The 10833-nt window shown below is 67.6% G+C and carries 13 protein-coding genes and 1 pseudogene; 8 read left to right on the top strand and 6 right to left on the bottom strand.

The window, feature by feature from the left end; translation table 11 throughout:
• Window positions 1–35: 35 nt before the first annotated feature.
• Both QF031_RS16995 and QF031_RS17000 read right to left on the bottom strand, forming a co-directional pair.
• On the bottom strand, window positions 36–1283 hold the full coding sequence (locus QF031_RS16995; RefSeq protein ID WP_307430819.1) for an FAD-dependent oxidoreductase: 1248 nt from the start codon (window positions 1281–1283) through the stop codon (window positions 36–38).
• A pseudogene (locus QF031_RS17000) lies at window positions 1276–1650 on the bottom strand (MFS transporter); the annotation flags it as partial. The pseudogene QF031_RS17000 and the gene QF031_RS16995, both read right to left, overlap by 8 nt.
• Before the next feature lie 2 nt (window positions 1651–1652).
• Here QF031_RS17000 and QF031_RS17005 point away from each other — a divergent pair.
• The 4 genes from QF031_RS17005 (at window position 1653) to QF031_RS17020 (ending at window position 4631) form a co-directional block, all read left to right on the top strand.
• Window positions 1653–1781, top strand: coding sequence for a hypothetical protein (locus QF031_RS17005; protein ID WP_307430822.1), 129 nt, complete (start codon window positions 1653–1655; stop codon window positions 1779–1781).
• 122 nt (window positions 1782–1903) lie between these two features.
• Complete coding sequence (locus QF031_RS17010; RefSeq protein ID WP_307430827.1) at window positions 1904–3046, top strand: cupin domain-containing protein; 1143 nt, start codon at window positions 1904–1906, stop codon at window positions 3044–3046.
• Window positions 3046–3873, top strand: a complete 828-nt coding sequence (locus QF031_RS17015; protein ID WP_307430830.1) for a fumarylacetoacetate hydrolase family protein — start codon at window positions 3046–3048, stop codon at window positions 3871–3873. The genes QF031_RS17010 and QF031_RS17015 overlap by 1 nt, the downstream gene beginning before the upstream one ends.
• Window positions 3873–4631: a maleylpyruvate isomerase family mycothiol-dependent enzyme gene (locus QF031_RS17020; RefSeq protein WP_307430833.1), complete on the top strand. Its 759-nt coding sequence runs from the start codon at window positions 3873–3875 to the stop codon at window positions 4629–4631. Before QF031_RS17015 ends, QF031_RS17020 begins: the two co-directional genes overlap by 1 nt.
• Before the next feature lie 111 nt (window positions 4632–4742).
• Here the strand turns inward: QF031_RS17020 and QF031_RS17025 are convergent, their stop codons facing one another.
• Both QF031_RS17025 and QF031_RS17030 read right to left on the bottom strand, forming a co-directional pair.
• Window positions 4743–5522, bottom strand: a complete 780-nt coding sequence (locus QF031_RS17025; protein WP_307430836.1) for an SDR family NAD(P)-dependent oxidoreductase — start codon at window positions 5520–5522, stop codon at window positions 4743–4745.
• Window positions 5523–5620: 98 nt separating this feature from the next.
• The gene (locus tag QF031_RS17030) at window positions 5621–5968 is read right to left on the bottom strand and encodes a hypothetical protein (protein ID WP_307430839.1); all 348 of its coding nucleotides are present in this window, start codon (window positions 5966–5968) and stop codon (window positions 5621–5623) included.
• A gap of 163 nt (window positions 5969–6131) precedes the next feature.
• On the opposite strand from QF031_RS17030, the gene QF031_RS17035 reads away from it, so the two are divergent.
• Complete coding sequence (locus QF031_RS17035; RefSeq protein ID WP_307430842.1) at window positions 6132–6764, top strand: hypothetical protein; 633 nt, start codon at window positions 6132–6134, stop codon at window positions 6762–6764.
• 85 nt (window positions 6765–6849) lie between these two features.
• Complete coding sequence (locus QF031_RS17040; protein WP_307430845.1) at window positions 6850–7638, top strand: YcnI family copper-binding membrane protein; 789 nt, start codon at window positions 6850–6852, stop codon at window positions 7636–7638.
• 109 nt (window positions 7639–7747) lie between these two features.
• On the opposite strand, the gene QF031_RS17045 is transcribed toward QF031_RS17040, so the two are convergent.
• On the bottom strand, window positions 7748–7993 hold the full coding sequence (locus QF031_RS17045; RefSeq protein ID WP_307433438.1) for a hypothetical protein: 246 nt from the start codon (window positions 7991–7993) through the stop codon (window positions 7748–7750).
• Between QF031_RS17045 and QF031_RS17050 the strand changes: the two genes are divergently transcribed.
• The gene (locus QF031_RS17050; protein WP_307433441.1) at window positions 7986–8399 is read left to right on the top strand and encodes a DUF4232 domain-containing protein; all 414 of its coding nucleotides are present in this window, start codon (window positions 7986–7988) and stop codon (window positions 8397–8399) included. The genes QF031_RS17045 and QF031_RS17050 overlap by 8 nt on opposite strands.
• A 134-nt stretch (window positions 8400–8533) precedes the next feature.
• Here the strand turns inward: QF031_RS17050 and QF031_RS17055 are convergent, their stop codons facing one another.
• Window positions 8534–9007, bottom strand: coding sequence for a DUF4383 domain-containing protein (locus QF031_RS17055; RefSeq protein WP_370874525.1), 474 nt, complete (start codon window positions 9005–9007; stop codon window positions 8534–8536).
• Window positions 9008–9199: 192 nt separating this feature from the next.
• On the opposite strand from QF031_RS17055, the gene QF031_RS17060 reads away from it, so the two are divergent.
• Window positions 9200–10756 (top strand): FAD-dependent oxidoreductase, encoded by a 1557-nt coding sequence (locus tag QF031_RS17060; RefSeq protein WP_307430848.1) that lies wholly within the window; start codon window positions 9200–9202, stop codon window positions 10754–10756.
• Window positions 10757–10833 lie beyond the last annotated feature (77 nt).

Raw genomic sequence — 10833 nt, forward strand, 5'->3', positions numbered from 1 at the left:
ACCCGCCGTCGTCCGCCCGCCCTTCAATGGAGTGCTTAGGCCCCCACGAGCTTGGCGCCGGCCGGCACCTCGGCGGGAACGCCGGGCTCATCGCGGCCGTACAGCCAGTCGTTGTACTGGAAGTTGTTGTCACCGCGGCTCTTGAACAGCATGTTCCGCAAAACGCGGGCCACGCCGTCCACGTGCCAGGATTCACCCCAGATGCGGGCGGTGCGCTGGACGCGGGCGGTGCGGGCTGCGCGGGCATCGTTGAAGTCGCGGAAGGCAGCTTCCCAGGCACCGGCGTCCATCCCTTCGGGCGTGAACACGCGGTTGCTGGCCACATCCTGCAGCACTGCCGCGTCCTCCAGCGCCTGGCAGGCGCCCTGGGCCAGGTACTGCAGCATGGGGTGCGCGGCGTCGCCAATGAGAGCCATCCGGCCGGAAACCCAGTTCTCGATGGGGTTGCGGTCGTACATGGGCCAGCGGATGCCCGTGGCCAGGTTCTTCAGGGCTTCCTGCACGGCGGGGACGCAGTCCTTGTAGGCCGCCTGGAGTTCGTCCACGCCGCCGTACTGCTCTTCACCGCGTTCGAACGACGGGGATTTGAACACTGCCACGGTGTTGAGCAGCTGGCCCTTCCGGAGCGGGTACTGGACCAGGTGGCAGTTCGGGCCGAGGTAGACGATCACGTCTTCCAGGTCGGCCGCAGGGGTCTCCTCCGTGATGGGCACGGTGCCGCGGTACGCCACGTAGGCGGAGTTGACGGGGCCGTCATTGGCAACGGTGCCGCGGAGGGTGGACTTCAGTCCGTCGGCAGCCAGGATGGCGTCGGCTTCGAAGACTTCACCCTTGGCGCTGTACGCGCGGGCCCGGTCGCCGTCCGTTTCCACTTTCTGCACCAGGACGTCGTTCACCAGGGTGACGCCGGCTTCCTGGCAGGCTTCGAGCAGGATCCGGTGCAGGTCGCTGCGGTGGATCACCACGTAGGGGGCGCCGTAGCGCTCCTCGAACTCGCCGCCCAGGGTCTGCCGGGTGAGTTCCTCGCCGGTGATCGCGTCGCGGAACACCAGGTGCTTGGGCTGGACGCCGATTTCCAGCGCCTTCTCCAGCAGGCCCCAGCGTTTGAGGACACGGGAGGCGTTCGGGGCCATCTGCAGGCCTGCGCCCACTTCACCGAAGGCGGGGGCCACTTCAACCAGGGTGACGTCGGCGCCGTTCTCGCGCAGCGCCAGCGCACCGGCGAGCCCGGCCATGCCGCCGCCCACCACGAGGACGTCGGTGGACGCTTTGACGTTAGACATTGGAAACTCCTACTGCTGTTGATTTCTTGATTTTGATGCCGACTGCTGCGATCAGGACTGCTGCCGCTGCGGCTGCTCCGGCAAATGCCAGGAAGTTCGAGTTGACGCCCAGGCCCGCTGCGAGCAGGAGCCCGCCGGCCTGCGGTGCGGCCACGGCCCCGATCCGGCCCACGCCGAGCGCCCAGCCCAGGGCGGTGCCGCGCAGGTGCGCCGGGTAGTGGCTGGCCACGGCGGCGATGATCAGGCACTGGGTGCCATGGGTTCCCACGCCGGCAAGCACCAGCATGAAATAGACGACGGCGACGGGCGGCCCGGTCACCAGGACCAGCAATCCGATGGCGGCCACGGCCGCTGCCGCGATTGCGGTGCGTGGCCACCCCGGTAGCCAGGTTCCGGCCGCTGTTCGACGCAGGGCTGGTGGGCGTGATGATGGAAACCCGGCGCCAGCTGGAGCTGGACATCGCAGCCAATCCGGTGGACGGCTCGGCAGGAAACTGAGGGTCTTGTGCAGGACACGCAGGCTGCAAATTCTGTCAGACAGAATATGTTGGAGATCACAGGCCCGCGCTCCTTAAGGTCGAATCCACGTCGCAGTCAGTCCGCACGCAAGGAGAAGGCCAGTGTCCATCAGCGCTGAAAACCAAACGCACGAATCCGTGGCGCAGGAACACCACGTTCCCGAGCCCACCCCCGAGGAGGCTGCCCAGCTTGAGCAGCTGTACAAGGACTTCAACAAGGAAAACCTGATCCCGCTGTGGACCGAGATCGCGGACCTGATGCCGATGGTCCCGTCCCCCAAGGCCGTACCGCACGTATGGCGGTGGGATGACCTGTACCCGCTGGCTGCCCGTGCCGGGGACCTGGTGCCCGTGGGCCGCGGCGGGGAGCGCCGGGCCATCGCGCTGGCCAACCCCGGCCTGGCCGGCACCCCGTACGCCACCCCCACCCTCTGGGCTGCCATCCAGTACCTGGGCGGCCGCGAAACCGCCCCCGAGCACCGCCACTCCCAGAACGCCTTCCGCTTCGTCGTCGAGGGTGAGGGCGTGTGGACCGTGGTGAACGGTGATCCCGTACGCATGTCCCGCGGCGACTTCCTGCTCACCCCGGGCTGGAACTTCCACGGCCACCACAACGACACCGATGAGCCCATGGCCTGGATCGACGGCCTGGACATCCCGTTCGTCCACTACGCCGACGCCGGGTTCTTCGAGTTCGGCACCGAGCGCGTCACCGACGAGGCCACCCCCGACATCTCCCGGTCCGAGCGGCTCTGGGCCCACCCCGGCCTGCGCCCGCTCTCCGGACTGGAGAACACCACCAACTCCCCCATCGCCGCGTACCGGTGGAAGTACACCGACGCCGCCCTGCGCGAGCAACTGCTCCTGGAGGACGAGGGCCACCCCGCCACCGTTTCCCAGGGCCACGCCGCCATCCGGTACACCAACCCCACCACCGGCGGGGATGTCATGCCCACCATCCGCGCGGAGTTCCACCGCCTGCGGGCCGGCGCCTGGACCGAGACCGTCCGCGAGGTGGGCTCCAGCGTCTGGCAGGTCTTCGAAGGCACCGGCACCGTGACCCTCAACGGCGAAACAAGGGTCCTGGCCAAGGGCGACCTGTTCGTGGTCCCGTCCTGGGCAGCCTGGTCCCTGCAGGCAGAAGCTGGTTCACAAACGGAGTTTGATTTGTTCCGGTTCAGCGACGCCCCCATCTTTGAGCGCCTGAACTTCAACCGCACCTACATCGAAGGACGCACCAAGTAATGAAACTCCTCACCCTCCGCCTCGACAACGGCGGCACCGCAGCGGTCCGCCAGGACGGCGACACCCTCACCGAGATCCCGGGCTTCTCCGACGTCGGGGCCCTGCTGAAGGACCCCAACTGGGAAGCCACGGCAAAGGGGGCCAACGGCGCAACGCACGCCCTGGACGGCGCCGACCTCGCCGCCGTCGTGCCTTCCCCCGGCAAGATCATCTGCGTGGGCCACAACTACCGCAACCACATCAAGGAAATGGGCCGGGAAGTTCCCGAGCACCCCACCCTGTTCGCCAAGTACGCCGAATCCCTGATCGGTCCCAACGACGACCTGGCCCTGCCGCAGGAATCGGACACCGTGGACTGGGAAGCCGAACTCGCTGTCGTCATCGGCAAGACCGGCCGCCGCATCCCCGAAGCCGAAGCCGCTGAGCACATCGCCGGGTACTCCGTGCTGAACGACGTCTCCATGCGCGACTACCAGTTCCGCACCATCCAGTGGCTGCAGGGCAAGACCTGGGAGAAGTCCACCCCGTTCGGGCCGGCCCTGGTCACCAAGGACGAGTTCACCGCCGGCCCGCTGATGACCTCCGCCGTGGACGGCGAAGTCCAGCAGTCCACGCCCACCTCGGACCTGGTGTTCACCCCGGAGTTCCTGGTCTCCTACATCTCCACCATCATCACCCTCAACCCGGGCGACGTGATCGCCACCGGCACCCCCGGCGGCGTGGGCCACGCCCAGGACCCCAAGCGCTACCTGCAGGAAAGCCAGGTCCTGGTGACCACCATCGAGGGCCTGGGCCAGCTAACCAACCGCGTGGTCAAGGAAGCCTGATGGTTGCCCGGCACGACCAGACCACCGATCCAGTCCTGCTCGACGGGCTCCTGCAGGCCCGGCGCGGCACCGCGTTCTTCGCCCGCAAGCTCAACGAACTCACGGACGCGGAACTGGACGGGGACTCGCTGCTGCCGGGCTGGACCCGCCGCCATGTTGTAGCCCACGTGGGCTACAACGCGCGGGCCGTCGCACGGCTGGTCGAATGGGCAGCCACCGGCGTGGAAACCCCCATGTACCCCTCGGTGGAGGTCCGCAACCACGAAATCGACTTCGGCGCCACGCTCAGTCCCATCGCTCTGCGGAACCTCTTCGACCACTCCGCCGTGCACCTCAACGTGGAATGGCGCGACCTGCCCGCGGATTCCTGGCACCACAAGGTCAAGACCGTCCAGGGCCGCGTGGTTCCTGCCGAGGAAACCGTGTGGATGCGGACCCGGGAGGTGTGGGTGCACGCCGTGGACCTGGACAACGGGGCCACGTTCAAGGACATCCCGGAGGCTGTGCTGGCCCGGCTGCTGACGGACATCACCGGCGCCTGGCACGCCCGCGGCACGGACAAGGACCTGGTGGTCGAAGTCACCGGGCAGCCCACTGCGCTGGTCTTCGGTGACAGGGCAGCCTCCTCCCCCACCGTGGTGTCCGGCTCCCTGGCCGCCATTGCGCAGTGGGCCACCGGCCGCGGCACGGATGGCACCACGGCACAGCGCGACGGCGGATCGGTTACCCCCGCGCCCCCGGCACCGGCCTGGATCTAGGCACCCAGCCCGAGCGGCCTGAGCGGGCCGGCGTTAAGACAAACGGACGACGGCGGGAGTCCCGCCGTCGTCCGCCTGCCTAAAGCCGCCAGGCAGCTTAGCCGGCAACGGCTACAGTGCCGACCACCCGCCGTCGGACGCAAGGATGGCGCCGTTGAGGTTGGTGCCGTCATCGCTCAGCAGGAATGTGATCGACGCGGCGAGCTGGGCGGCCGTGGCGGGCGCGGGAATGTTGGCCTGCATCAGCGGGCCCAGCCGCTCGGCCGCCAGCTGCGATCCCCAGTTGGCCACGATGTTTGTGATGGTGGCACCCGGGGCAACGGCATTGAACCGCAGGCCCTTGGGCCCGTACATCACCGCTGAATTCTTGGTCAGCCCCACCACGGCGTGCTTCGACGCAGTGTAGGCCGCGCCGGCGGCGGAACCCCGCAGGCCGGCCTCCGAGGAGACGTTGACCACCGAACCGGTTCCGGCCTCAAGCATCAGCGGCAGGACCGCGCGGGTCAGCCGCATCAGGGCGGTGACGTTGATGCGGAAGACGCGCTCCCAGGTATCGTCGTCCACTTCGTGGATCGGCGCGAAGTTGTCCATGATGCCGGCAACATTCGCCAGAGCATCAACCCTGCCGCCGGCGGCCGAAACCACCGCTGCCACCGTTTCCTCCGTGGAGATGTCACCTGCCACCGGAACCAGGTCCAGTCCCGTGTTTTGCTCCACCAGCTCGTTCAACCGTTCCTTGCTGATGTCGGCGGCAACCACCCGGCCGCCTTCCTTGGCGACCCGCAGTGCCGTTGCCTTCCCGATGCCTGAACCTGCACCGGTGACGATGACGGTCTTGCCCGCGAAACGGCCCTGCGTGACCACTTCTTGCCATGTAGCTTCATTGCCCATGAATACCCCTTCAAAGAAAAGCGAAATGCCCACGACTATGGGTGTAAAAGGGCGGCACCCTGGGGATGCCGCCCTTCCCTTTTACGCTCGAAACCAGGCTAGAGCCGGTCTGTGCGGTCCTCGCCACCCTTGTGGCCGGCGCCGCGCAGGTTCTCCTGGACCTTGCCGAACAGGTCCTTGATGGTGGACTCCGCGTTGGAAATGACGTCCACGGGCACGAAGACCTCGTGGGTCGCCGGCAGGTCGTATTCATCCTTCAGGTGCGTGCCGCTTCCCACCCCTGTCAGGGACAGGTAGACCATGGCCTCCGTCCGTGCGATTCCGGCGAGCTTGCCGAACACCACCGTGAACTCGTTCGGCTGGAAAGTGATTGTCTGCCCAATATGGCTGCGGCCCAGTTCCCCGGCGGGAACGGCCTTCTCCGACTGGCTTCCGGTGTAGTCCATAAACTTCTCCTTCGATCGCCAACACGTACGCACGCAGTCTAACGCCGGCCCGGAGACCGGCTGAAGCACCGGTAGAATTTGGAGGGCCGGAGCCACGGCTCCGGGCCAGTAAGCAGAACCGGCCGTGCGATCCGCAGTGCCGCTGACAGCAGGAGGTGCAGCCATGCATGGTCCCCTCCGGCGGGCACCCTTCCACCTCCTGCGCGCCTCGGCCCTGGCCACCGGCACCCTGGCCCTGGCCGCCGGTGCCCACGTGGCCGCCGGCGGCCGGCTGCCCGCTCCCGGAATCCTCCTGGCCGTGCTGGTGCTGACAGCACTGGCCAGCACTGTTGCCACCCGGCTTCGGCTCTCCTTCCCGGCCCTTGCCGCACTCCTTGGCGGCGGCCAACTGGCCCTGCACGAACTCCTCACCGCTTTCTCCGCTCCCCTTCCCGCCACGGCGGCCGGGACGGACTCTGGCCACGTGCACGGCGACAACCTGGCTGCGTTCCATGGGTTCGCTCCCCTTGCCGAACACCTGAGCCCCGCGGATCCAGGACTGGCGCCGCTGATGCTGGCCTCCCACGCGGCGGCGACCCTGGGCTGCGCGCTCTTGCTCGCCAAAGGCGAAACAGCCCTGTGGACACTGGCCGGCTGGCTCAGGCCTTTCGCCGGGCTTCCCCGCCCGTTGGCCCCCATCCCCGCCGTACGCCTGGACGGCCAGTTCACGCACTCTCCCTTGCGCCGCTCCCCCTGGCGCAACCTGCGGCAGGACAGCAGACGCGGCCCGCCTTCCGTCGTCGTGCATTCCCTCTAACACCCCCGCGCCGGCCCTCCGCCCGGCTTCCGGGACCACAGAACCCTGCACCCTCCGCTGGAGGCGTGCGCCAGAAAGGCAACCCATGACCACCCCCTTCCTTCGCCGTACCCTGAGAACCTCAGCAGCCGCCGCCGGCACAGCCACACTCCTGCTCGCCCTGGCAGGCGGCGCCTCAGCCCACGTCGGCGTGACACCGGACAAGACTGACGCCGGCTCCTACGCGCTGCTGACGTTCGGGATCCCCCACGGCTGCGACACGTCCCCCACCACGAAAGTGGCCATCACGCTGCCGCAGGAACTGAATGATGCCCAACCCACCGTCAACCCGAACTGGACCGCGGAGAAGGTGACCGAGCAGTTCACCGAACCCCGGAAACTGCCTGATGGTTCCAGCATCACCAAGCGGACCAGCCGGATTGTCTACACGGCCAAGACACCGCTGAGCCCCGAACTCCGCGACGCCCTGGTCCTTTCCGTGCACCTGCCGGACACTGCCGGCACCACCCTGCACTTCCCCACGCTGCAGACGTGCGAGAGCGGCCAGACAGACTGGTCCCAGGTCGCAGCCGACGGCCAGGACCCGCACGATCTGAAGGCCCCCGCTCCCTCGATCACCATCACGGCGGCCGCCGGCGACGGCGCAACCGGCTCGGACAGCCTCAGCTCCGCAGGCCCGGACGCGCACGCCGTCGCGGCAACGGAACAGGCAGCGGCCGTGACGGACAGCGGCGCGGACGCCCGTAGCTGGGCAGGCCTCGCCGCCGGACTGGGCGGGTTGGTCCTTGGCGGGGCGGCCCTGGTCCGGAGCAGGACCGCCCGTCCTGCGCCGGCCGGGGACCCGGTCCGCCGGCAGGCTCCCGACACCAAGTAGGGGACCTGTTTGATGCCCGGATCATCACGATCCGGGCATCAAATTGCCCTCATGCATGCGGCATCGTTGACGCGGGCAACGGCTACCGCGAAGGTGGTGCCATGAGGTCTCAGAAAATTCCCCAAGGGCTGGTTATGACGACGGCGGCCGCAGCGGCAGCGCTGTTGCTCACCGCGTGCGGTGCAAGCCAGCCGCAGTCCCAAACAACGGCGTCTCCCTCCGGCAGCGGGCAGGCCAGCGCGTCCGCCAGCCCGTCGGCCACCACGCCGGCTCCGGCGTCTTCGGCACCGGCCACGTCCACGCCGTCATCCCCGGCTCCCAGCACCACTTCGGCAGGCGCACCGGGCCTGTGCAAGGCAGCCGGCCTTACCGCTGCCACCGATGCATCGGGCGGGGGCGCGGCGGGCAGCGTCTACATGAAGCTGAACCTGACCAACAAGGGCTCCGAGCCCTGCATCCTCAGGGGCTTTCCCGGCGTCTCCCTGGTGGCGGAAGCCGCCGGCGAACCCATCGGCGCACCGGCAACCCGCGATGATTCCGCCGGCGTCGTGGACGTCCTGCTGGCCCCGGGCCAGACCGGCACCGCGGTACTGCGCTACACGCAGGCCCGCAACTACCAGGGCTGCTCACCGGTGGATGCCGCCGGATACCGGGTCTACCCGCCGGAGGACACCGACTCACTGTTCATCCCGCAGCCCACCACGGCCTGCAGCAATGCGGAGATCGCCCTGCTCTCCATCGGAGCATTCCAGGCCGCCTGACGCGGCAACCACTCCAGGAAATGACTGAAGGCGGCCCGGCAATCATGCCGGGCCGCCTTCAGTACTGTTGCGCCGCCGTCGGACGTTTTCCGTCCCGGCGGCGGTGCAACCTTGATTTTAGCGCTGGGTGGTTGTTACCGGGTTGCCGTGGTGGTCCGGCCTGCGCCCGCCCGGCCGCGGGACAAGGCCACGCCCAGACCGATCATGGCGACTCCGAGGACGAAGTGCAGCCAGTTGTCCGCCGTGTTCACCGGGACGAAGTTGGCCCCGCTGTCCTGGCCGATGAGCAGCCCGTAGAGCCACAGCACAAGGTAGATGGCGCCGCCGACCACCAGGTAGTTCTTGGAGCCCGGGACGCTGCGCGCCATGGCGATACCGGCGACGCCGAACAACAGGTGGACGATATTGTGCAGGATCGAAACCTGGAAAATGCCCAGCAGCATAGCGCCGGATCCGTGTCCAGCGAAGCCAAGGGATTCGTAGTTGGAAGTGATGCCGGGGATGAACCCCAGGATCCCTACCAGGAGGAAGACCACGCCTACGGCAAGGGTGGCTTTTTGGATATTGGTCCGGCCTACGGTGCGACCGCCGGAATTCATGGTTGTCATGATTTCTCCTGCTTGTGTCGTTGATGCATTCTGGCTGCCGGGTGATGCGTGACCAGTAATTCTCGACCGTAGACTTAAACCCCGACATCGTAAGTATACTTAGCAAATCCGCCGCGGATAGTAAGGGTCCATAACAGACCCATCACAAAGTGGCCTGTGAAGGCCCTGAACCGGAGGCAGGTTTGAACTGGCATGACGTCGATTTGGCTGGACCGCAGGGACCCCTTTACATCTGATCCATTCGAACCGGACACCAGATACGACACGGTGGTGGCCGGCGCGGGCCTCACCGGCCTGGTCACGGCCCTGCTGCTGGCGAGGTCCGGGCAGAGCGTGCTGGTGCTGGAGGCCCGCCATCCCGGCGCCGTGACCACCGGCAACACCACGGCCAAAGTAACCCTTTTGCAGGGAACGTTCCTGTCCCAGCTCGCCCGCCAGTACTCACAGAAACAGGTGCAGGCCTACGTTGACGGAAACCGGGAAGGACAGGCATGGCTGCTGCGGTACCTCGAGGAACAGAAGGTCCCCTTCCAGCGCCGCGACGCCTACACCTACGCCGCCTCCGCGCAGGGCACTGAGAAGTTGCGGGAGGAGATCAGCGCCGCCACCACCGCCGGGCTGGACATGGACTATGTGCGTGACGCCGGCCTGCCGTTTCCGGTCCACGGCGCCGTGCGCATGCCGAACCAGGCCCAGATCAACCCCATGGACGTCCTCGACGCGCTGGTGGCGGATATCCGCAGCCGGGGCGGCCGGATCGTCAGCGGCGTACGCCTCCGCGACGTGACCGGGGATTCCCCCTCTGCCGTCCGCACCGACCGGGGCAGCGTCAGGGCTGACAAGGTGGTCCTGGCCACCGGCATCCCCGTCCTGGACCGCGGCCTCTATTTCGCCAAGCTGAAGCCGAGCCGCTCCTACGCCGCAGCGCTCCAGCTTCAGGAGGACCAGGCACCTCCGCCCGGGATGTACATCTCCGTTGAGCAGCCCACCCACTCCCTCCGCGACTACGAGGTTGACGGCAGGAACCTGCTGCTGGTCGGTGGCCACGGCCACCAAGTGGGCCGCACCGAGTCCGAAAAGGCACACCTCAGCGGCCTGCTCGACTGGGCCGGGCAACACTACCCAGGCGCCGTCGCCACCCATACATGGTCCGCACAGGACTACATGCCCACCAACCTCATGCCGTTCTTTGGGAAACTCCCCCGCGGCAAGGGGCAGATCTACTTCGGCACCGGCTACAACAAATGGGGAATGACCAATGCCGTGGCCGCCGCGCTGGGCATTTCAGCAGATATCCTCGGCGGGCAGGTTCCCTGGGCAGACACCATCCACCACCGCATCACCTCGCCGGCCGGTGCTTTCTCTGCCGTCGCGCTCAATGCCGGCGTGGCTGCGCGGATGGCTTCGGACTGGGGAAAGGTGACCGCCGAGGGCCGGAAGCTCGACGGCCCGAAACGGGGCACGGAACAGCCCCCTGTTCCCGTGGCCACCGGTCCTTCTGCGGCAGCCACCCCGCCTGAGGGGCAGGGCAAGGTGTACCGTGACGGCAACCGGCCGGTGGCGGTGTCCACGGTGGAAGGAACCACCTGCCGGCTGTCGGCAGTATGCACCCACCTGGGCGGCATCCTGCACTGGAACGACAACGAAGGGACATGGGACTGCCCGCTGCACGGTTCACGCTTCACCAACGAGGGCAAGCTCCTGGAGGGGCCGGCCACCAAGGACCTGCCGGAGGCCGGACCTGCCTGAGCGAGGAATTCGGCTGGAGCCCTGGGAATTCGGCTCGGGGCGGAACACTGCGCCGCCCCGGAGTTGGCTGTCGGTGC

The sequence above is a fragment of the Pseudarthrobacter defluvii genome (assembly GCF_030816725.1).
In the GTDB taxonomy this organism is placed as follows: domain Bacteria; phylum Actinomycetota; class Actinomycetes; order Actinomycetales; family Micrococcaceae; genus Arthrobacter; species Arthrobacter defluvii_A.